Genomic DNA, 19,594 nt, shown 5'->3' on the forward strand with positions numbered 1-19,594 from the left:
GAACCTCGGCGCCTTCGCCGTGGCCGCCCTCGTGGCCCGTACGAAGCCGCTGCACCGGATCAGCGACTACCGCGCCGGGCCGGGCCGTCGGGGGCGCGGGGATCAGGCGGTCGCCGTCAGGGTGGCCGAGCGGCGCGGGATGGCGAAGGCGTCCAGTTCGGCGCGGGTCAGGCCGGTGAGGGCGGTGACCTCCTCGGCGCCGACGGCGCCGCAGTCGAGGCCGCGGACCAGGTAGCCGGCCAGGGCCTTCGCGGTGGCGGGCTCGTCCATGACGTCGCCCTCGATCTTGGCGACGTACGCCTTCAGGCGGGCGGCTGCGGCCTCCAGGCCCTCGCGGTAGAAGGTGAAGACGGCCGCGTAGCGGGTCGGCAGGTGCGCCGGGTGCATGTCCCAGCCCTGGTAGTAGGCGCGGGCCAGGGCCCGGCGGGTGAGGCCGTAGTGCAGCTTCCAGGCCTCGTGGACCTTCTCGGTGGTGCCGATGGGCAGCACGTTCGTCGAGCCGTCGGAGACGCGTACGCCGGTGCCGGCCGCGGCGACCTGCATGATCGCCTTCGCGTGGTCGGCGGCGGGGTGGTCGCTGGCCTGGTAGGCGGCGGAGACGCCGACGCAGGCGCTGTAGTCGAAGGTGCCGTAGTGCAGGCCGGTGGCGCGGCCCTTGGCGGCCTCGATCATCCGGGCCACGGTGGCGGTGCCGTCGGAGGCCAGGATGGACTGGCTGGTCTCGATCTGGATCTCGAAGCCGATCCGGCCGGTGCGCAGGCCGCGGGCCGATTCGAAGGCCTCCAGCAGCTGCACGAAGGCGGTGACCTGCTCCGCGTAGGTGACCTTGGGCAGGGTCAGGACCAGGTTGTCCGGGAGGCCGCCGTGGGCGAGCAGTCCCGAGAGGAAGACGTCGGTGGTGCGGATGCCGCGGTCGCGGACGTTGGACTCCATGCACTTCATGCGGATGCCCATGTACGGGGCGTTGGTGCCGTTGGAGTACGCCTCGGAGATCAGGCGGGCGGCGCGGGCCGCGGCCTGGTCCTCCTCCTCGTCGGAGCGGACGCCGAAGCCGTCCTCGAAGTCGACGCGGAGGTCCTCGATGGGCTCGGTGGCGAGCTTGGCGCGGACGCGGTCGTAGACCGGTACGGCCAGCTCGTCGGAGATGCCGAGCACCTTGGCGAAGGTGGCGGCGTCCGGGGCGTGCTCGTCCATGGCCGCGAGGGCCTGGTCGCCCCAGGAGCGGACGGTGTCGGCGGCGAAGACGTCACCGGGGACGTAGACGGTGTGGATGGGCTGGCGGGTGCCGGGGTCGCCCGGGTAGTGACGCGCGAGTTCCGCGTCCACCGGCGCCAGGGAGGCGCTGATGCCCTCGCTGACCGCGCCTGCGAGGCTCGTCGCCACCTTCTCCTGCTGACCCATCGTGCACTCTCCTCTTTTCCGCTTCACGGAAGCTTAGATCCGCATAGCAGAATTTAGTCACGGGGTTCCGCTCAGTCAATGGTCCCTCCACCGCCTGGGACAAACGACTCGGGGCCGTGCGGTGACAATCACCACACGGCCCCGTAGGCCAAGAGATGCGCAGGTCAGGGACCAGGCGCCGGGTCAGCCCCGGTGTCAGCCCTTGCGCGCCTTGATCTCGCCCGTCAGCTGCGGGACGACCTCGAAGAGGTCGCCGACCACGCCGTAGTCGACCAGGTCGAAGATCGGGGCCTCGGCGTCCTTGTTGATGGCCACGATGGTCTTCGAGGTCTGCATGCCGGCCCGGTGCTGGATCGCGCCGGAGATGCCGGAGGCGATGTACAGCTGCGGGGAGACCGACTTGCCGGTCTGGCCGACCTGGTTGGAGTGCGGGTACCAGCCGGCGTCGACGGCGGCGCGGGAGGCGCCGACGGCGGCACCGAGGGAGTCCGCGAGGTCCTCGATGATCGCGAAGTTCTCGGCGCCGTTGACGCCGCGGCCGCCGGAGACCACGATCGCGGCCTCGGTCAGCTCCGGACGGCCGGTCGACTCGCGCGGGGTGCGGGCGACGACCTTGGTGCCGGTGGCCAGGGCGCCGAAGGTGACGGCGAGCGCCTCGACGGCACCGGCGGCCGGGGCGGCCTCGACCGGGGCCGAGTTCGGCTTCACGGTGATGACCGGGGTGCCCTTGGACACGCGGGACTTGGTGGTGAACGACGCGGCGAAGGCGGCCTGGGTCGCGACCGGACCCTCGTCACCGGCCTCCAGGTCGACGGCGTCGGTGATGATGCCGGAGCCGATGCGCACGGCGAGGCGCGCGGCGATCTCCTTGCCCTCGGCGGAGGACGGGACGAGCACGGCCGCCGGGGACACGGCGTCGTACGCGGCCTGCAGCGCGTCCACCTTCGGTACGACGAGGTACTCGGCGAACTCGGGGGCGTCGGCGGTGAGGACCTTGACGGCACCGTGCTCGGCGAGCACGGCGGCGGTGGCCTCGGCACCGGCGCCCAGGGCGACGGCGACGGGCTCGCCGACGCGGCGGGCCAGCGTCAGCAGCTCGAGGGTGGGCTTGCGGACGGCACCGTCCACGTGGTCGACGTAGACGAGAACTTCAGCCATGGTGACTGCTCTCCTGCTGTTGCGAAGTGTCTGGGGGCTTGAGAGGGGTGGCCGAAGCTCTTAGATGAACTTCTGGCCGGCCAGGAACTCGGCCAGCTGCTTGCCGCCCTCGCCCTCGTCCTTGACGATCGTGCCGGCGGTGCGGGCCGGACGCTGGGCCGCGGAGTCGACCGCGGTGTAGGCGCCCTCGAGGCCGACCTCTTCGGCCTCCAGGTCCAGGTCCGACAGGTCCCAGGACTCCACCGGCTTCTTCTTGGCGGCCATGATGCCCTTGAAGGACGGGTAGCGGGCCTCGCCCGACTGGTCCGTCACCGAGACGACGGCCGGGAGGGAGGCCTCCAGCTGCTCGCTCGCGGAGTCGCCGTCGCGGCGGCCCGTGACGGTGCCGTCCTCGACCTTGACCTCGGAGAGCAGGGTGACCTGCGGGACGCCCAGGCGCTCGGCCAGGATCGCCGGGAGGACACCCATGGTGCCGTCGGTCGACGCCATGCCCGTGATGACCAGGTCGTAGCCGGCCTTCTCGATCGCCTTCGCGAGGACCAGCGAGGTACCGATGACGTCGGTGCCGTGCAGGTCGTCGTCCTCGACGTGGACGGCCTTGTCGGCGCCCATCGACAGCGCCTTGCGCAGCGCGTCCTTGGCGTCCTCGGGGCCCACCGTCAGGACGGTGATCTCGGCCTCGTCCGCCTCGTCGGCGATCTGCAGCGCCTGCTCGACGGCGTACTCGTCGAGCTCCGACAGCAGACCGTCGACGTCGTCGCGGTCGACGGTCAGGTCATCGGCGAAGTGCCGGTCACCGGTGGCGTCGGGCACGTACTTCACACAGACAACGATCCTCAGGCTCACGCCGGCTCTCCTACCGCATCGTCTTTTTCTGAAACCGCCTTGTGCAGGCAGCATAGGCGCCTTGTAGGGCGGGTCCCGGTCGGGGCGGCCCGCGCTCCGAAGGGAATGTTACTCGTCAGTACACAGTGGGTCTTCCCCGGTTGCAAGGCCGCTGAACTGTGATCTGTCCAACGCCGCCCGAACCCGCCCCAGCAGGGACGATTCAGTCCCGCAACGCGTTGAAGCGCCCCTGGTGGTACAGCAGGGGGCGGCCCTCCCCGGCCGGGTCCCCCGCGACCGCCTCGGCGATGACCACCCGGTGCGCCCCCGCGGGCACCCGCGCCACCACCCGGCACACCATCCACGCCAGCACCCCGCCGAGCAGCGGCACGCCGTGCGGGCCGGGGGACCACTGGGTCTGCGCCCCGAAGCGGTCGGCGCCGCTGCGCGCGAAGAGGCCGGCCAGCTCCCGCTGGTGCTCGCCGAGTATGTGGACGCCGAGGTACTCGCTGTCGCGCACCGCCGGCCAGCTGGAGGCGCCGGTGCCGATGGTGAACGAGAGCAGCGGCGGGTCGGCCGAGACGGAGTTGAGCGAGGTCGCGGTGAAGCCGGCGGGCCGGCCCCCGGTCTCGGCGGTGATCACCGCGACGCCCGCGGCGTGCCGCCGGAAGACGGAGCGGAGCAGTTCGGGGGAGCCGGGCAGGGGGTCGTCGGCGGAGCCGAGGGACACGGGCGGGGCCGTGGGGGCCGTCATGGGGATGCTTCCTTCTGCCGCGGGGTCGCGGGCGTGCTGGGGGGACCGGGGACCTGGGGCCTGGACGGGGCCGTCAGCGGTCCCGACAGCGCGCGCTCGCATGGCGGACGAGGTCCACGTGGAGCCGCCCGTAAAGCAGGAGTTCATACCGCATGCGGCCAGCCTGGCGATCTCACGCGCGCACAGTCAAGCCGCAGCGGGCAGATGTCAGGCGCGTCACGCTGCGTGCGGGCGCGCGTACCGGCGCGTCCGTCACACCGCGGCCCCCAGTGCGGCGATCACGTCGGCCTTGCGGGGCATCCCGGCCGCGCGCCGGACGACCCGTCCGGCGGCGTCCAGGACGAGGACCGTGGGGGTCTTCACGATGCCGAGGGCGCGCACGAGTTCGAGGTTGCGCTCGGCGTCGATTTCGATGTGCTCGACGCCGTCCACCATTTCGGCGACTTCGGCGAGGACCCTGCGGGTGGCCCGGCAGGGCTGGCAGAAAGCGGTGGAGAACTGGACCAGGCTGGCCCGCTCCCCCGGCTCCCGGCCCAGCTCGGCGGCGCCGAGGGGCCCCTGCCCGCCCGCCGCCGGCGTTCCTTCTCCGTGCCCGCGCACACCCGCTCCCGTCCGCCCTGTTCGCATGTACGTACCCTGGTCCGAGCACCCGTCCGGCGCCCGGCATTCCCCGCGTGACGAGAATCTCGCCCGGCGCGGGCGTCTGGGCTGGCCAGCGGGCCGCGTTTGGGGCACGATCCCCAATGGCCGCGTACCTACGCTGCCGTAACTTCCGGCCGGGAGCACCTCCCCAGGCAGAAAGCGGGGTCTCCCCATCATGGCTGAGCTCGTATACCCCCCGGTGATCGGTGCCGCGCACACCCTCTTCCGTGCGCTGGACATCCGGATCGACATGAAGGGCACCGAGAACATCCCGCGCAAGGGCGGGGCGGTCCTGGTGTCGAACCACATCGGCTACCTCGACTTCATCTTCGCCGGCCTGACCGCGCGCCCGCAGAAGCGCCTGGTCCGGTTCATGGCCAAGGAGTCGGTGTTCCGGCACAAGGTCTCGGGCCCGCTGATGCGCGCGATGAAGCACATCCCGGTGGACCGCCAGCAGGGCGAGACCGCGTACCAGCACGCGCTGGACTCGCTGCGCTCCGGCGAGATCATCGGGGTGTTCCCGGAGGCGACGATCTCCCAGTCCTTCACCCTCAAGAGCTTCAAGTCGGGTGCGGCGCGCATGGCCCAGGAGGCCGGTGTCCCGCTGATCCCGGTGGCCCTGTGGGGCACGCAGCGGCTGTGGACCAAGGGCCGCCCCAAGGACCTCAAGCGCAGCCACATCCCGGTGACGATGCGCGTCGGCGAGCCGATCGAGGCGCCGAAGGACCAGTTCGCGGGCGCCATCACCCGCCGCCTGCGCGAGCGCGTGCAGGAGCTGCTGGAGGCGGCGCAGAGCGCCTACCCGGCCAAGCCGCAGGGCTCCGCGGACTCGTGGTGGCTCCCGGCCCACCTCGGCGGCACCGCACCGACGGCCGCGCAGGTCAAGGAGCGCGAGGCCAACTGACCCCGCCCTACGGCCCGGGCGCCCCGCCGGCCGCCCCGCCCGCCGGATCCGGCGCCGCGCCGTCGCGCCTGCGGCGCCGGTGGGCGGCGACCCTGGCCCGCGTGGCGCACGCGGGGGTGCAGTAGCGGCGGGCACTGCCGGGGCCGGTGGCGAGGAAGAGCCGGCCGCAGCCGGCCGCGGCGCAGGCGCCCCAGGCGAGGCGCCCGTACTCGGTGAGCAGCCGGGCGAGGACGAGGGCGCCGGAGGCGAGGAACCACTCCCCCCAGTCCGAGCCGTCGCCCCGGTCGACGTGCAGGTGCCAGGGGTGGCCGTCGTGCCGGGTCAGCCGGGGCCGGGTGGCGTACTCCTCCAGCAGGGCGTTGAGGGCTCCGGCCGCGCGGTCCTCGTCCGTCTCGGCGAGGACCTCGGCCATGCGCCGGACCGCGGCGCGCAGTTCGTCCGCCTCCGCTTCCGTGAAGACCTCCGGGGCGAGATCCTCCGGGCGCTCCCCGTGCCGGGCGAGCAGCTCCGCCAGGGCGGCCCTCGGCAGCGCCGGGTCCGCGCGGACCGCCTCGGCGAGCTCGATCAGCCTGCGGGCCGCCGCGAAGCCACCGCCCGGGTTCTGCCGGTCCGCCATGCACGGATCCTTTCGTCCTGCACCCATCTGACGTAACGTCTTTTTCGCTTAACACGTTACCGAACGCGGAGGGGGTTCGCAGATGGGCGGGTTCGGGCGGTACCTGGCGGCGGCGCTGGCCGCGCGCTTCGCGTCCGAGGGCATGGGCATGGCGGTGGTGCTGCTGGCCGTCGAGCGCACCGGCAGCGCGGCCCACGGGGCGTTCGTGCTGACCGCCTGGCTGGCTCCGCACGTACTGGCCGCGCCGCTGGCGGGGACCGCCGCGGCCCGGGCCCGGCGGCCGCGGCTGTTCTACGCGGGCGCGCTGGCGGGGTTCACGGTGGCGGTGGCGGCGCTGTCGGCGCTGCTGGGGCGGGCCCCGGTGCCGGCGGTGCTGGCGGTGGCGGTGCTGGGCGGGACCTGCGGGCCGGTGGTGACCGGCGGGCTCTCCAGCCTGGTCGCGGGGCTGCTGCCGGAGGGCCCCGCGCGGGACCGGGCGTACGGCTGGGACGCCTCCACCTACAACGCGGCGGCGGTGACGGCCCCGGCGGCGGTCAGCGTGGTCGGAGCGGTGCTTTCGGCCGGGCCCGCGATGGCGGTACTGGCGGCTTCGGCGGCGCTGGCGGCGCTGCTGGCGGCGTCCCTGCCGTACGCGGACCCGTACGCGGACCCGGGCGCGGGCTCCTCTTCGCCGGACGGGCCCCGCGCCGGTCTCGGGGCGGGGCTGGCCGCCCTGTGGCGGGTCCGGGAGCTGCGGGCCATCACCTCGGCGACCACCCTGGCCTTCGTCGGCATCGGGTCGCTGACCACCACCTCGGTGCTGCTGGCGACCGGGCTCGGCCGTCCGGGCGCGGGCGGGGTGCTGATGACGGCCTTCGCGGCGGGTGCGCTGGCCGGGTCCCTGCCGCTGGGCCGGATGACGGGCGTGGCGCCGGGCCGGCTGGCCCGCTGGGGCATGGCGGGGACCGGGGTGGCCCTCGCGGCGGCCGCGTTCACGCCGTCGGTGCCGCTGACGGCGGCGGCGTTCGCGGTGGCCGGCTACTGCGACGGGCCGCTGCTGACGGCCACGCTGCGGATCCGCTCGGAGAACGCCCCGGCGGCGGTGCGGCCGCAGGTGTTCACGCTGGGGGCGGGGCTGAAGATCACGGCGGCTTCGACCGGCGCCGCCCTCGTGGGGCTGGCCGCCGCCGCGCCGCCGTGGACGCTGCTGCTCGGGATCGCCGTACTGCAGCTCGCGGCTGCCGTGCTGCACGCGCTGGTGGCGGAGCGGGGGCCGGTACCGGCCGAGGGGGTCAAAGAGCCGTCGGCAGGTTCCGCCACAGCTCCGGCCGGTCCGCGGACCCCTGGAGCGCCTTGAGCGCGGCGGGGTGCGGGGCGGCGTGGAGTTCGGGGTAGTCGATCTCGCCGAGCTCGGGGCGGACCGGGAAGGCGAGCTGCTCCCGGTCGAGGCTGAACTGCGCGTCGACGCCGGGCTTGTTGCCGCGCGGGTCGATCCGGGACCAGGCTTCGGCGCCGGGCAGCCGGACGGCGACGAGGCCGTGGACGACGGGGGCCGTGCCGTCGTCCTCCGTCAGGCGCTGGTAGCAGAGGGCCGCGGGGATGCCCTGGGCGCGCAGCAGGGCGGCGAGGGCGTGGGACTTGGCGTAGCAGATGCCGTTGCGGGTGGCGAGTACGTCGGAGGCGCGCCAGGAGACGCGCCCGTCCCCGGAGTCGGCCGAGTGCGGGATGGTGTCCCGGACGAATTCGAAGGCCACCTTGGCGTATGAGTATGCGTCACCGGTGGCGGACCAGAGGGCGTCGGCGGTCTCCTGCACCAGGGGGTGCCAGTGGTCTACGGCCTCGTCAGAGGCCAGGTAGGCATGGATGTCAGGGTTCTGCTGGATGAGCTGCATGGGCGGGAGCATAGGCACGCCTCCGACCGTAGATCAATAGATTTACGGTCGGAGGCATATCTATTCACTTCTGCGGAAGGAAACGGAGCGGCTAGCGGGCCAGCTCCTCCTTGAGCGCCTGGAGGAAGCCGTCCACGTCCTCCTCCTGGGTGTCGTAGCCGCACATCCAGCGGACGTGGCCGGCGGCCTCGTCCCAGAAGTAGAAGCGGTACCGCTCCTGGAGCCGGCGCGACACCTCGTGCGGCAGCTTCGCGAAGACCGCGTTGGCCTGGACCGGGTAGAGGATCTCCACCCCGTCGGTCTCGCGCACACCGGCCGCGAGCCGCTGCGCCATCGCGTTCGCCTGGCGGGCGTTGCGCAGCCACAGGTCCTTCGCGAGCAGGGCCTCCAGCTGCACCGAAACGAAGCGCATCTTGGAGGCGAGCTGCATCGACATCTTGCGGACGTGCTTCATCTGCCGGACGGCGTCCGGGTTCACCACGACCACGGCCTCGCCGAACATCATGCCGTTCTTGGTGCCGCCGTACGACAGCACGTCGACGCCCACCGCGTTGGTGAAGGTGCGCATCGGCACGTCGAGCGAGGCCGCGGCGTTGGCTATCCGGGCACCGTCGAGGTGCACCTTCATGCCGAGGCCGTGGGCGTGCTCGCAGATCGCCCTGATCTCGTCCGGGGTGTAGACCGTGCCGAGCTCGGTGTTCTGGGTGATCGAGACGACCTGGGGCATGGCCCGGTGCTCGTCCTCGAAGCCCCAGGCCTCCTGGTCGATCAGCTCGGGGGTGAGCTTGCCGTCCGGAGTGGGCACGGCGAGCAGCTTGAGGCCGGCCATCCGCTCCGGGGCGCCGCCCTCGTCCACGTTGATGTGGGCGGACTTGGCGCAGATCACGGCGCCCCAGCGGTCGGTCATCGCCTGGAGGGCGGTGACGTTCGCGCCGGTGCCGTTGAAGACGGGGAAGGCCTCCGCGTACGGGCCGAAGTGGCTGCGGATGATCTTCTGCAGGTGTTCGGTGTACTCGTCCTCGCCGTAGGCGACCTGGTGGCCGCCGTTGGCGAGCGCGATGGCCTCCAGGATCTCCGGATGCACCCCCGCGTAGTTGTCGCTCGCGAAACCGCGCACCGCCGGGTCGTGGTGGCGGCGGGCATCGGTCTTCACGGTTGCGGAGTGAGCCACAGACGCTGTCCGTTCACTTCGGAGGCGGGCCGCTCCCAGACGCCGGCGATGGCCTCGGCCAGCTCCTTGACGTCGGTGAAGCCCGCGAACTTCGCATTGGGACGCTCGGCGCGCATCGCGTCGTGCACCAGTGCCTTGATCACCAGGATCGCAGCTGCGGCCTGCGGCCCGTCCTCACCCCCAGCCTTGCGGAAGGAGTCCGCCATGGCCAGGGTCCAGGCCTCGGCGGCCGCCTTGCCGGCGTTGTACGCGGCGTTGTTGGCGACCGGCTTGTGCGCGCCGGACTGGCTGATCAGCACGTAGCGTCCGCGGTCGCTGCGCAGCAGCCCGTCGTGGAAGGCCAGCGAGGTGTGCTGGACGGTGCGGATGAGGAGCTTCTCCAGGAAGTCCCAGTCCGCGAGGTCCACGTCGGTGAAGGTCTTGCTGCCGCGCCAGCCGCCGACCAGGTGGACGAGGCCGTCGATCCGGCCGAACTCCTTCTCGGTGCGCTCGGCCCAGGCCTTGGCGGCCTCCAGGTCGAGCAGGTCGACGGTGTCACCGGTGACGGTGGCGCCTCCGTGGGCGTAGCGGGCGGCGTCGACGGCCTCCGCCAGGCGCGCCGGGTCGGCGTCCGAGGCCACGACCGTGGCCCCCGCCTCGGCGAGGCGCATCAGCGCGGCCCGGCCGGCGGGGCCGCCGGCCCCGGCCACCGCCACGACGGCTCCGTGGAGCGTCCCATTGCCGTTCATCCGTACAGCCTCCTGTGCGCGGTCGCTCACGCTGCGGTCCGCTCGGCGTCGTCAGCGTTCGCCGGGGTGATGCCCTTGGTGGAGGCGATCACACCCTTGAGCTTCTTGGCGAGGGCCTCGTAGAACATGCTGAGGGGAAACTCGTCGGGAAGCACGTCGTCCACCAGCTTGCGCGGCGGCTGCGTCAGGTCCAGGGCGTCGGGGCCCTTGGCCCACTTGGAGCCCGGGTGCGGGGCGAGGTAGGTGGAGACCAGCTCGTAGGCCTTGAACCAGTGGACCAGCTTCGGGCGGTCGATGCCCGCGCGGTAGAGGTCCTCGATCTCGGCGCACAGCTGGTTGGTGACCTGCGGGGCGCGCATCCAGTCGATCTTCAGCTTGTTGTCCGTCCAGCGCACGACGTCGTGCTTGTGGAGGTACGCGAAGAGCAGCTGCCCGCCGAGGCCGTCGTAGTTGCGGTTGCGGTCGCCGGAGACCGGGAAGCGGAACATCCGGTCGAAGAGGACGGCGTACTGCACGTCGCGGCCGTGCTCGTTGCCCTCGGACTCCAGCTTCACGGCCTCCTTGAAGGCGGTGAGGTCGCAGCGCAGCTCCTCCAGTCCGTACATCCAGAACGGCTGGCGCTGCTTGATCATGAAGGGGTCGAACGGCAGGTCGCCGTGGCTGTGGGTGCGGTCGTGGACCATGTCCCACAGGACGAAGGCCTTCTCGCAGCGCTCCTGGTCCTCGACCATGCGGGCGATGTCCTCGGGCAGCTCGATGCCCAGGATGTCCACGGCGGCGCCGGTCACCTTGCGGTAGCGGGCGGCCTCGCGGTCGCAGAAGATGCCGCCCCAGGTGAAGCGCTCGGGGGCCTCGCGCACGGCGATGGTCTCCGGGAAGAGCACCGCGGAGTGGGTGTCGTAGCCCGGGGTGAAGTCCTCGAGGGTGATGCCGAGGAAGAGCGGGTTGTCGTACCGGGTGCGCTCCAGCTCGGAGAGCCACTCGGGCCACACCATCTTCAGGACGACGGCCTCGAAGTTGCGGTCCGGGTTGCCGTTCTGCGTGTACATCGGGAAGACCACGAGGTGCTGCAGGCCGTCGGCGCGCTGGGCGGCCGGGTGGAAGGCCAGCAGGGAGTCCAGGAAGTCCGGCACGCCGAAGCCCTCGGCGACCCACTTGCGCAGGTCCGCGACGAGCGCGGCGTGGTACGCGGTGGCGTGCGGCAGCAGCGGGGACAGCTCCTCGACCGCGCCGGCGACCCGCTCCACGGCGGCCTCGACGTCGGCGCGGGCGGGGGCGCCCTCGGCGTCGAAGTCGATCGATCCGTCCTTGGCCTGCCAGGGGCGGATCTCCTCCACGGCGGCCTTGAGCACGGGCCAGGCGGGGTGGTCGACCACCCGCGCGCCAGCGGTTATCACGGCACCGCCGGAGCCCGGCACAAGAGTTTCCGTCATGTCACTTCCTCCACAGGAGAACCTCGCGTTAAGACAGCGTATGCATGCGAGGCTCCCCTGCTCAAGAGGAAACTAAGGAAAATATCCTGTGGGACCCCCCACTCCACCGGAAGTCTTCCCGTAACTCACGGTGGAATCCACCACTCCGCCTAGTAGTTGACCCGTTCGGCCTCCACCGGCGGCACGGAGAAAAGAAAGGGGGGACTCCCCCACTCAGGCGGGGCCGGCACCGCCGCGCTCCCCCCGGAAGTGCGGGATGACCTTCTCCCCCCACTGCCGCAGGGTCTCCAGACAGGCCTCCTGCGGCACCGTCCCCATCTGCACCAGGCACATCACCTCGTCGGCGCCCGCCGCCCGCAGCCGTTCCACGTACGCGATGGCCTCGTCCGCGCTCCCGTAGGCGTGGTCGGCGTTGAAGGTGGCCGTGGAGGTCGGCCGCACCGGGATGTCCAGCTCGTGCAGCCGCGCCACCACCTGCTCGGCGGCCCGGCGCAGCTCCGCCGCCTCGTCGGCGCCGGCCACCACCGCCTCGTCCGGGACGCCGGCGCCGCCGTACCAGTGCCCGATGGACTGCGCGAAGAACCGCTGCCCCCGGACGCCGATCCGGCGCGCCTCCTCGGGGTCGTCGAGCACGATGGTCGGGCAGAGCACCGAGAAGTGGTCGTTGACGGCCGTGGAGACGAACCGCCCGCCGTCGCGGGCCGCGAGCGCGGCGTCGTACACGGCCCGCATCCCCGCGATGGACTCCGGCCCGGCGAAACCCATCACCAGGGCCCCGACCCCCAGTTCCGCGGCCTGCACCAGGGTCTCGCCCCGGCTGCACGCCAGGAACAGCGGCGGGTGGGGCCGCTGGGCCGGACGCGGCAGGATCGGGTGCGGGCCGATGTCCAGCAGCTCGCCGTGGTACTCCAGCTCCTCCTCCTGCCAGGCCTTCCCGATGATCCGCAGCGCCTCCTCCACCTCTGCGGTGGTGCGCTCCCGGTCCACCCCGCACAGCGAGGTCTCCTGCTCGGTGCCGCCGCGCCCGGCGCCCAGGTCGAGCCGCCCGCCGGAGAGCAGGTCGAGCATCGCCGCCCGTTCGGCCACGCGCACCGGGTGGTTGAAGTTGAAGGGCATGCACACGACGCCGTGGCCGATGCGTATGGTGTTCGTCCGGGCCGCGACCCAGGTCAAGAAGACCTCCGGGGCACTCATGTGTGCGTACCACTTCAAGGAGTGGTGCTCGACGGCCCAGATCCGGTCGAATCCCATGCGTTCGGCGAGGACCGCCTGCTCGACGCAGTCCCGGATGACCTGGTGTTCCCGTTCCACGGTCGGATCGGCCAGCTGAGCCTCGAAGATCACGGAGAATTTCACGATGCCTCCAGGGATGCGTCCCGTACCCGGTCTTGCTTCGATTAGAAATATGACTAGTAGTCAGACCTCGAAGAAGCAAGAGCTCCCGCCGACCGCGTGGGCGGTGCTCGGCCTGCTGTCGTTCCCGGGTGAGCGCACCGGCTACGAGCTGAAGAAGTGGGCGGACTCCTCCCTGCGCTTCTTCTACTGGTCGCCCGCGATCAGCCAGATCTACGCCGAACTGCGCCGCCTGGAGGAACTGGGCTACGCGGCCTCCGCGCGCTCGGGGCCCGAAGAGGTCCGCGCCAAGCGCCGCTACGCCATCACGGAGGCGGGCCGCGAGGCCCTCGCGGGCTGGGCCTCCGACACCGCGGACGCCGGGCCTCCGGTGCTCAAGCACGGGCTGCTGCTGCGGATCTGGCTGGGGCACCTGGCCGAGCCGGAACGGCTGCGCGCGATGGTCGAGGACCACGTCGAGCGGACCCGGGGCGAGCTGGCCGCCGTACGGGAGGCCATGGAGCACGCGGCGGACGTACCGGAATGGGCCTTCCCGGTGCTCGCGCTGCGCTGGAGCGAGCGGCAGCACCTGGCCGAGCTGGACCTGGCCGGGGCCCTGCTCGACGACCTGCGCGAGGCCGCGGCACGGGCCGCCGCAGCCGGCGCCGCACCGACCGCGGAGGCCGCCCGTCAAGCCGGCGGGGACGCGCCCACCCAGGGGTGACGCGACACGGCACCCCTGGCCCGCCGGACGGCGCACACCCCTGGCGGGAAGCGGCCGGAGGGCTTCCGCAGGCACTTGCACGACCGGTCCCATCGCGGGCGGGGCGCACTAGCATGCGTCCTCACCGCGCGCGGCCGGTCGGGACACCGCGACCGCGCGGGGAGCCGCCCTCGACGGAAGCGAGAGAACCTTGACTTTCCTCACCATCGGTCACCGCGGGGTCATGGGTGTCGAGCCGGAGAACACCCTGCGCTCGTTCGTCCGCGCGGAACGCTGCGGGATGGACGTCATCGCGCTGGACGTGCGCCTCAGCAAGGACGGCGCCCTGGTCGTACTGCACGACGCCGAGGTCGACCGCACCACCGACGGTACGGGCGCCGTCGCCGACCTGACCCTCGCCGAGCTGCGCGGACTGGACGCCGGCCAGGGCGAGCGCGTCCCGGTCCTGGAGGAGGTCCTGGACGCGGTCCGGGTCCCGCTCCAGGTGTCGGTGCAGGACCGCGCGGCGGCCACCGCGCTCGCGGAGCTGATCGTGCGCCGCGACCTGGCCGCCCGGGTGGAGGTGGCCTCCGGGGACGGCGAGGTGCTCGCGGCGGTCGCCCGGCAGGCCCCCGGCGTCCGGACGGCCCTGCACCCCGAGCGGCCCGGCGCGGCCGCCGAGGACCTCGTGGACCTGGCGCTGGCGGCGGGCGCCCGCACCGTCGCCCTGGACATCCGCCGGCTCACCCTGGAGACGGTGGAGGCGGCCCACGCGGCGGGGCTGCGGGTGACGGGCCGGACGGTCAACACGCTGGACCGGCTGCGGCTCGCGCGGGCCCTGCAACTGGACGGCGCGGCCACCGACTTCCCGGAGATCCGCAGCACCGGCCGCTTCACCGCATAGGCGTACTGCAGCGCCTACAGCGCCTTGACCAGCAGCTCGAAGGCCAGGTCCTCGCGGAGCGGCACGCCGAAGCGCTCGTCGCCGTAGGGGAAGGGGCTCAGCTCGCCCGTGCGCTCGTAGCCGCGGCGCACGTAGTAGGCGATGAGCTCCTCCCGGACGTTGACCACGGTCATCCGCATCTGCTCGGCGCCCCAGGTCTCGCGGGCCCGGCGCTCGGCCTCCGCCAGGACCTCCTTGCCGAGGCCGGCGCCCTGGAGCCCGGGGCGCACGGCGAACATGCCGAAGTAGGCGTGGTCCCCGCGGTGTTCGAGCTGGCAGCAGGCGACGAGCTCGCCCGCGCGCTCGACCACCAGCAGGATGCCGTCCGGGTCGGCGATGATCGCGCCCACGCCCTCCGGGTCGGTGCGCTGCCCGTCCAGGAAGTCGGCCTCCGTGGTCCAGCCGGCCCGGCTGGCGTCGCCGCGGTAGGCCGACTCGACGAGGGCCACCAGGTCCGGTACGTCCGCCTCCACGGCGCTGCGGAAGCTGAGGGCGGCGGCGGGCTGGGCGGTCGGCATCGGGGGCTCCGTTCATCGCGGCGGCATATGACATGCCTGGTACGGCAAGCAGAGCCTATCCCGGCGCGGCGTGAGGGCGGCGTGAGCAGGGAATCCCTTCTGCTGACGCCGACGAACCGGGAGGTTCCGCCGTGCACGGATCCGCGATGCCCCTCACCCTGGCCTGGATGCTCGTGGCGCTGTGCGCGGTGAGCGGCGGGTACTGCCTGCTGCGGGCGCGCAGAGCGGACCGGCGCACCCGCGGGGCCGCCGCCGGCGAGGCGGTGATGGGCTTCGGGATGGCGGCGATGGCCCTGCCGGCGGACACCGGCCCGTGGGGCCCGTCGGTCCTGCTGGCCGTCTTCTGCGGGGCGGCGCTGCACGCGCTGTGGCTGCTGCGCGACGGGGTGCACCACGCGCACCACCTGGTGGGTTCGCTGGCGATGGCGTACATGGCCCTGGCCATGACCGCCGGGCACGGGCACGGCCGGGCGGGGCTGCCCGTGGTGACGGGGGCGCTGCTCCTCTACTACGCCGGGTACGTGCTGCTGGGCGGGGCCCGGCTGGTGACGGCGGGCGGTGCGGGTCAGCCGGTGACGCCTGTCCCCGCTGGGGGCCCGGCCGGGCTGCCGGGCGGGGCCGGGGAGCTGACGCGGGCCTGCCGACTGGCCATGGGGACGGGGATGTTGGCGATGCTGCTGGCCATGTGAGGCCCCTGGTACGGGTGTCGGGGCGCGGGGGTGACGTGTCCTGCGTCACCAATGCCCCGAGCCCGTACCGGTGGGCGGGGCCGCGCTCATAGGCTGGCGGACATGATGGTCCCCGCCGCTCTCCTGCTGCTCGGCGCACTGACCGCGGTGCTCGCGCCCCGCCTGCTGGCCCGGGCCCAGTGGCCCGAACGCGAACCGGTGGTCGCGCTGTGGGTGTGGCAGTGCGTGGTGGCCGCGACCCTGCTGTGCCTGGGGCTGTCGATGCTGCTGAGCTCGGCCGCGGCCTGGCAGGCGGTGCGGGGCCGGCTGTTCGCCGCGGCCCCGCACGGGGTGGTCGACGCGTACGCGCTGGGCGCGGAGGGCGGCGCCTGGGCCGCGGGTACGGCGCTGGCGCTGGCCTGCGGGGGGCTGTGGACCGGGGCGATGCTGGCGCGGGAGGTGCTGCGGGCGCGGGCCCGGCGGCGCGCCCGGGGGGCCGAACTCCTGGTCCGGGCCCCGCTGCTGCCCGGCGAGGATCCGTCCGCGGCGCGCCTGGTGGTGCTGGAGGGTCCGCGTCCGGAGGCCTGGTGGCAGCCCGGGGCGGCGCCGCGGCTGGTGGTGACCACGGCGGCGCTGGTCCGGCTCAAGGGCAGCCAGCTGGACGCGGTGCTCGCGCACGAGCAGGGTCACGTGGCGGCCCGGCACGACTGGCTGCTGCACTGCTCGCGGGCGCTGGCCCAGGGGTTCCCGCAGGTGCCGGTGTTCGCGGCGTTCGAGGCGGAGATGCACCGGCTGGTGGAGCTGGCGGCCGACGACGTGGCCTCGCGGCGCTACGGGCGGCTGACCGTCGCCCTGGCCCTGGTCGGACTGAACGAGGACCGGGGCGTGTTCGGCCCGTGCGGGCCGGAGGAGGCGCACGTCCCGCAGCGGGTGCGGCGGCTGCTGTCGGCCCCGCCGCGCCTGTCGCCGGCGCGGCGGCTGAGGCTGGCGGCGCTGGCCGCGCTGGTTCCGGCGGTTCCGCTGCTGGTGGCCTTCGTGCCGGGGCTGAGCGCGCTGGCCTGAAACGCGCGTCCCGCCTGCTGACAGGATCAAGGGCATGCGGAACACGTGGCTTTCGAGGGCCGGGGTGGGCTGCGCGCTGCTCGCGGCCGTGCTGACCGTGCTCGTGGTGGCGGGATGGCCGCCCTTGATCTCGTACGACGACCGGCTCGCGCGGGACCTGCACGCCTACGCCGTCACCCATCGCGGGGTCACCCACCTCGTGCGGGTCCTCTCGGACTGGGTCTGGGACCCGTGGACGATGCGCGCCCTGGCCGCCCTGGCCTGCCTGTGGCTCTGGCGGCGCGGGGACCGCTCGCGGGCGGTACGGGTCGGGGCGGCGGTGCTGGCGGCCGCGGCGGTGCAGCAGGGGCTGAAGGCGCTGACCGGCCGGGCCCGCCCGCAATGGCCGGATCCGGTCGCGACGGCCCACTTCGCGGCGTACCCCTCGGGCCACGCGATGACGGCCACGGTGGTGTGCGGGCTGCTGCTGTGGCTGCTGCCCGCGAAGGCGCCGAAGGGCGTGGCGGCCGCCGCCTGGACGGTGGCGGCGCTCTCGGTGGCCGGGGTCGGCTTCACCCGGCTCTACCTGGGCGTCCACTGGTTCTCGGACGTGCTCGCGGGCTGGCTCCTGGGCGTGGCCGTGGTGTCGCTCGCGGCGTTCCGGTATGCCTGCCCGGGGCGATCCCCCGCGTCGCCCCGAGCAGACGGTCCCGCGCGCTGAGTATATTGGCTCGGAGCCAGTCAACGCAGGAGTAAGCATGGTCCCGCGCAGCCCGTCGGTCAATGAAGAATTGCGCAGACGTTCCCGGGAGCGGCTGCTGCAGGCTACGGTCGAACTGGTGGCCGAGCGCGGGTACGAGGCGACGAAGCTCGGCGACATCGCCGACCGGGCGGGCGCGGCGCGCGGCCTGGTCTCGTACTACTTCCCCGGCAAGCGCCAGCTGCTGCAGTCCGCCGTGCACCGGCTGATGCACCTGACGCTGGAGGCCGCCCTGGAGCGCGAGCCCCGGACCGACGACGGGCGGGAGCTGCTGGCGCGGGCGATCGACGCGGTCCTGGGGCTGGCCCGGGACCAGCCCCGGCTGATGCGCACGCACATGGCGGGCATCCTCCAGGCGGAGGGGTTCATCCGGTGTCCGGAGCAGCAGCGCCTGGCGGAGCTGCTGCGGGGGGCCGTCGCCGCGTACGGCTCGGCGGACGTGGACACCGACTACCCGCTGCTGCGGGCGCTGCTGATGGGGGCGGTGGTCGCGGTGCTGCTGCCGGGGGCGCCCATGCCCGCGTCCCGGCTGCGGGCGGAGCTGTTCCAGCGGTACGGGCTGGACTGGGAGCTGGGTGTCCCGCCGGACGGGGGGCCGCCCGGCGGAACGTTTCCTCCTGGTGCGGGGTGACGGCCGTCAGTGGTATTCGGGCTGGCTCTGCACGTTGAGCCGGTCCAGCCGCACCCACTTGGCGCTCTCGGTGCGCCAGTCGTCGAGCCTCAGCACGTCGAGGCCCTTGACGATGTCGTTCGAGTAGATGTGCCCGTTGTAGTAGTACGCGGACCACGAGCCGCCGAGTCCCAGCTGGTCGGTGGTCAGCGGGCCGCGCTCGAAGTAGCCGATCTCCTTGGGGGCCGCGGAGTCGGTGAAGTCCCAGACCGAGACGCCGCCCTGGTACCAGGCCTGGACCATGATGTCGCGGCCGCCGCCGACCGGGATCAGCGAGCCGTTGTGGGCGACGCAGTTCTCGGTGTCGGCCTGGTGACGCGGGATCTTGAAGTAGCCCTTGAAGACCAGTTTGCGCTGGTCGCCCCGGCCGGTGATGTCGTAGATCCCGTCGGCGCCCCGGTTGGGGCCGGTGGCCTCGTTGCAGGTGGCTCCGCCACCGCCGCCGAGTTCGTCGGTGAACACCACCTTGTTCGCCCGCTCGTTGAAGGTCGCCGAGTGCCAGAACGCGAAGTTGACGTTGTCCTGGACGCGGTCGATGACCTTCGGCTGCTCCGGCCTGCTGATGTCGAAGAGGATGCCGTCGCCCATGCAGGCGCCCGCGGCCAGGTTCTTGGACGGCAGCACGGTGATGTCGTGGCAGCCGGTGGTCTTGGAGACGCCGGGGTTGGCCGGCGCGCCCGGGTTGCCGCCGTCCGGGAAGAGCACCGGGAAGCCGACGACGGCGGCCTGGGTCGGGGCCTTCTTCGGGACCTTCACCACCGAGATGCCGTCGTGCGGCGGCTTGCAGTCCGGGAAGGCCTCGTTGGGCGAGTACGAGGAGACGTAGAGGTAGATGTCCCGGCCGCCGGGCACCAGGGTGTGGGTGTGGGACCCGCAGGCGGTCTCGACGGACTTGATGTACTTCGGGTTCTTCTTGTCCTTGATGTCGAAGATCTTGATGCCCTCCCACGAGGACTTCTCCGTCGCGGGCTGCGAGACGCTGTTGCAGGAGTCGTCGCTGCGGGAGGAGTCGGTGGAGAGGAAGAGCAGGTCGCCGGAGACGGAGATGTCGTTCTGCCCGCCCGGGCACAGGACCTGGGTGACGACCTTGGGCGACTTGGGATTGGCGATGTCGTAGATGGTGAAGCCGTCGTAGTTGCCGGCGTAGGCGTAGTCGCCCTGGAACGCCAGGTCGGAGTTGATCCCGGCCGGGTTGGCGCTGGGGATGTTGGCCAGGGGTTTGATGTTGGCGCTGTGCACGATCTCGTCCTTGCCGGGGATCTCCCCGGGGGCGAGTTCGCGGTCCTGAGCGGGGGCGGCGTTCTGCCGGGATCCGGGACCCGGGGTCAGGTCGCCCGGGTCGGGGGTGGCGGCCGCCGGTCCGGCGGTGGCCAGGAGCGTGGTGAGGAGTCCGGCGGCGGCCAGCGCCGCCCCCAGACTCCGGTGGCGCACTCTGACGCTGCGGTGCGAGGTCACT

At 72.8% G+C, this 19,594-nt stretch carries 21 protein-coding genes; 8 read left to right on the plus strand and 13 right to left on the minus strand.

All coding sequences use genetic code 11. The annotated features are described in order from the left end of the window. Positions 1–102: 102 nt before the first annotated feature. From ACQKM2_RS01065 to ACQKM2_RS01085, 5 genes are all read right to left on the minus strand, one after another. Positions 103–1,401, minus strand: coding sequence for a DUF6986 family protein (locus ACQKM2_RS01065; RefSeq protein WP_427705028.1), 1,299 nt, complete (start codon positions 1,399–1,401; stop codon positions 103–105). A gap of 195 nt (positions 1,402–1,596) precedes the next feature. Further along, positions 1,597–2,559, minus strand: a complete 963-nt coding sequence (locus tag ACQKM2_RS01070; RefSeq protein WP_427705031.1) for an electron transfer flavoprotein subunit alpha/FixB family protein — start codon at positions 2,557–2,559, stop codon at positions 1,597–1,599. A gap of 60 nt (positions 2,560–2,619) precedes the next feature. Then, positions 2,620–3,405 carry an electron transfer flavoprotein subunit beta/FixA family protein gene (locus ACQKM2_RS01075; protein ID WP_427705033.1) on the minus strand — a complete coding sequence of 262 codons (786 nt, stop codon included), beginning with the start codon at positions 3,403–3,405 and terminating at the stop codon, positions 2,620–2,622. 202 nt (positions 3,406–3,607) lie between these two features. Beyond that, positions 3,608–4,138 carry a flavin reductase family protein gene (locus ACQKM2_RS01080; RefSeq protein ID WP_427705035.1) on the minus strand — a complete coding sequence of 177 codons (531 nt, stop codon included), beginning with the start codon at positions 4,136–4,138 and terminating at the stop codon, positions 3,608–3,610. 252 nt (positions 4,139–4,390) lie between these two features. After that, on the minus strand, positions 4,391–4,765 hold the full coding sequence (locus ACQKM2_RS01085; RefSeq protein WP_427705037.1) for a TlpA family protein disulfide reductase: 375 nt from the start codon (positions 4,763–4,765) through the stop codon (positions 4,391–4,393). Between the two features lie 190 nt (positions 4,766–4,955). Between ACQKM2_RS01085 and ACQKM2_RS01090 the strand changes: the two genes are divergently transcribed. Continuing rightward, complete coding sequence (locus ACQKM2_RS01090) at positions 4,956–5,684, plus strand: lysophospholipid acyltransferase family protein (protein WP_125814484.1); 729 nt, start codon at positions 4,956–4,958, stop codon at positions 5,682–5,684. 7 nt (positions 5,685–5,691) lie between these two features. On the opposite strand, the gene ACQKM2_RS01095 is transcribed toward ACQKM2_RS01090, so the two are convergent. Further along, positions 5,692–6,300: a CGNR zinc finger domain-containing protein gene (locus tag ACQKM2_RS01095; RefSeq protein ID WP_427705039.1), complete on the minus strand. Its 609-nt coding sequence runs from the start codon at positions 6,298–6,300 to the stop codon at positions 5,692–5,694. An 82-nt stretch (positions 6,301–6,382) separates the two neighbouring features. Between ACQKM2_RS01095 and ACQKM2_RS01100 the strand changes: the two genes are divergently transcribed. Further along, positions 6,383–7,636, plus strand: a complete 1,254-nt coding sequence (locus ACQKM2_RS01100) for an MFS transporter (RefSeq protein ID WP_427705042.1) — start codon at positions 6,383–6,385, stop codon at positions 7,634–7,636. Here the strand turns inward: ACQKM2_RS01100 and ACQKM2_RS01105 are convergent. The 5 genes from ACQKM2_RS01105 to ACQKM2_RS01125 form a co-directional block, all read right to left on the minus strand. Further along, on the minus strand, positions 7,572–8,171 hold the full coding sequence (locus ACQKM2_RS01105; protein ID WP_427705045.1) for a transglutaminase-like domain-containing protein: 600 nt from the start codon (positions 8,169–8,171) through the stop codon (positions 7,572–7,574). The two genes, ACQKM2_RS01100 and ACQKM2_RS01105, sit on opposite strands and share 65 nt — an antisense overlap. Positions 8,172–8,262: 91 nt before the next feature. Further along, positions 8,263–9,324, minus strand: a complete 1,062-nt coding sequence (locus ACQKM2_RS01110) for a threonine aldolase family protein (protein ID WP_427705047.1) — start codon at positions 9,322–9,324, stop codon at positions 8,263–8,265. Beyond that, complete coding sequence (locus tag ACQKM2_RS01115; protein ID WP_427705049.1) at positions 9,321–10,070, minus strand: SDR family NAD(P)-dependent oxidoreductase; 750 nt, start codon at positions 10,068–10,070, stop codon at positions 9,321–9,323. The genes ACQKM2_RS01110 and ACQKM2_RS01115 overlap by 4 nt, the downstream gene beginning before the upstream one ends. A 26-nt stretch (positions 10,071–10,096) precedes the next feature. Continuing rightward, positions 10,097–11,503, minus strand: a complete 1,407-nt coding sequence (locus tag ACQKM2_RS01120) for a DUF6421 family protein (protein ID WP_427705052.1) — start codon at positions 11,501–11,503, stop codon at positions 10,097–10,099. Positions 11,504–11,716: 213 nt separating this feature from the next. Continuing rightward, positions 11,717–12,859 (minus strand): LLM class flavin-dependent oxidoreductase, encoded by a 1,143-nt coding sequence (locus ACQKM2_RS01125; protein ID WP_427705054.1) that lies wholly within the window; start codon positions 12,857–12,859, stop codon positions 11,717–11,719. 49 nt (positions 12,860–12,908) lie between these two features. On the opposite strand from ACQKM2_RS01125, the gene ACQKM2_RS01130 reads away from it, so the two are divergent. Further along, positions 12,909–13,559 (plus strand): PadR family transcriptional regulator, encoded by a 651-nt coding sequence (locus ACQKM2_RS01130; RefSeq protein ID WP_427705057.1) that lies wholly within the window; start codon positions 12,909–12,911, stop codon positions 13,557–13,559. A 190-nt stretch (positions 13,560–13,749) separates the two neighbouring features. Then, entirely contained in the window at positions 13,750–14,442 is a 693-nt protein-coding gene (locus tag ACQKM2_RS01135; protein ID WP_427705059.1) for a glycerophosphodiester phosphodiesterase, read from the plus strand. 14 nt (positions 14,443–14,456) lie between these two features. On the opposite strand, the gene ACQKM2_RS01140 is transcribed toward ACQKM2_RS01135, so the two are convergent. Further along, positions 14,457–14,999: a GNAT family N-acetyltransferase gene (locus ACQKM2_RS01140; protein WP_427705062.1), complete on the minus strand. Its 543-nt coding sequence runs from the start codon at positions 14,997–14,999 to the stop codon at positions 14,457–14,459. Positions 15,000–15,145: 146 nt separating this feature from the next. Between ACQKM2_RS01140 and ACQKM2_RS01145 the strand changes: the two genes are divergently transcribed. The 4 genes from ACQKM2_RS01145 to ACQKM2_RS01160 all read left to right on the plus strand — a co-directional run bounded on the left by ACQKM2_RS01145 (position 15,146) and on the right by ACQKM2_RS01160 (position 18,099). Further along, positions 15,146–15,688, plus strand: a complete 543-nt coding sequence (locus ACQKM2_RS01145; RefSeq protein WP_427705065.1) for a DUF5134 domain-containing protein — start codon at positions 15,146–15,148, stop codon at positions 15,686–15,688. Positions 15,689–15,790: 102 nt separating this feature from the next. After that, the gene (locus ACQKM2_RS01150; protein WP_427705067.1) at positions 15,791–16,729 is read left to right on the plus strand and encodes a M56 family metallopeptidase; all 939 of its coding nucleotides are present in this window, start codon (positions 15,791–15,793) and stop codon (positions 16,727–16,729) included. Between the two features lie 34 nt (positions 16,730–16,763). Beyond that, complete coding sequence (locus ACQKM2_RS01155) at positions 16,764–17,429, plus strand: phosphatase PAP2 family protein (RefSeq protein ID WP_427705070.1); 666 nt, start codon at positions 16,764–16,766, stop codon at positions 17,427–17,429. Positions 17,430–17,466: 37 nt separating this feature from the next. After that, positions 17,467–18,099, plus strand: coding sequence for a TetR/AcrR family transcriptional regulator (locus tag ACQKM2_RS01160; protein WP_427705072.1), 633 nt, complete (start codon positions 17,467–17,469; stop codon positions 18,097–18,099). A 6-nt stretch (positions 18,100–18,105) separates the two neighbouring features. Here ACQKM2_RS01160 and ACQKM2_RS01165 read toward each other — a convergent pair whose 3' ends face one another. Next, the gene (locus tag ACQKM2_RS01165; RefSeq protein WP_427705074.1) at positions 18,106–19,593 is read right to left on the minus strand and encodes an LVIVD repeat-containing protein; all 1,488 of its coding nucleotides are present in this window, start codon (positions 19,591–19,593) and stop codon (positions 18,106–18,108) included. Between the last annotated feature and the right edge of the window lies 1 nt (position 19,594).

It is taken from the genome of Streptomyces sp. NPDC004126 (assembly GCF_050275515.1).
Lineage (GTDB): Bacteria > Actinomycetota > Actinomycetes > Streptomycetales > Streptomycetaceae > Streptomyces.

Coding starts and splice junctions, on each gene's coding strand:
- ACQKM2_RS01065 (WP_427705028.1), bottom strand. CDS start 1,401: ATGGGTCAGCAGGAGAAGGTGGCGACGAGCCTCGCAGGCGCGGTCAGC.
- ACQKM2_RS01070 (WP_427705031.1), bottom strand. CDS start 2,559: ATGGCTGAAGTTCTCGTCTACGTCGACCACGTGGACGGTGCCGTCCGC.
- ACQKM2_RS01080 (WP_427705035.1), bottom strand. CDS start 4,138: ATGACGGCCCCCACGGCCCCGCCCGTGTCCCTCGGCTCCGCCGACGAC.
- ACQKM2_RS01085 (WP_427705037.1), bottom strand. CDS start 4,765: ATGCGAACAGGGCGGACGGGAGCGGGTGTGCGCGGGCACGGAGAAGGA.
- ACQKM2_RS01090 (WP_125814484.1), top strand. CDS start 4,956: ATGGCTGAGCTCGTATACCCCCCGGTGATCGGTGCCGCGCACACCCTC.
- ACQKM2_RS01095 (WP_427705039.1), bottom strand. CDS start 6,300: ATGGCGGACCGGCAGAACCCGGGCGGTGGCTTCGCGGCGGCCCGCAGG.
- ACQKM2_RS01100 (WP_427705042.1), top strand. CDS start 6,383: ATGGGCGGGTTCGGGCGGTACCTGGCGGCGGCGCTGGCCGCGCGCTTC.
- ACQKM2_RS01105 (WP_427705045.1), bottom strand. CDS start 8,171: ATGCAGCTCATCCAGCAGAACCCTGACATCCATGCCTACCTGGCCTCT.
- ACQKM2_RS01115 (WP_427705049.1), bottom strand. CDS start 10,070: ATGAACGGCAATGGGACGCTCCACGGAGCCGTCGTGGCGGTGGCCGGG.
- ACQKM2_RS01120 (WP_427705052.1), bottom strand. CDS start 11,503: ATGACGGAAACTCTTGTGCCGGGCTCCGGCGGTGCCGTGATAACCGCT.
- ACQKM2_RS01130 (WP_427705057.1), top strand. CDS start 12,909: ATGACTAGTAGTCAGACCTCGAAGAAGCAAGAGCTCCCGCCGACCGCG.
- ACQKM2_RS01140 (WP_427705062.1), bottom strand. CDS start 14,999: ATGCCGACCGCCCAGCCCGCCGCCGCCCTCAGCTTCCGCAGCGCCGTG.
- ACQKM2_RS01145 (WP_427705065.1), top strand. CDS start 15,146: ATGCCCCTCACCCTGGCCTGGATGCTCGTGGCGCTGTGCGCGGTGAGC.
- ACQKM2_RS01150 (WP_427705067.1), top strand. CDS start 15,791: ATGATGGTCCCCGCCGCTCTCCTGCTGCTCGGCGCACTGACCGCGGTG.
- ACQKM2_RS01155 (WP_427705070.1), top strand. CDS start 16,764: ATGCGGAACACGTGGCTTTCGAGGGCCGGGGTGGGCTGCGCGCTGCTC.
- ACQKM2_RS01160 (WP_427705072.1), top strand. CDS start 17,467: ATGGTCCCGCGCAGCCCGTCGGTCAATGAAGAATTGCGCAGACGTTCC.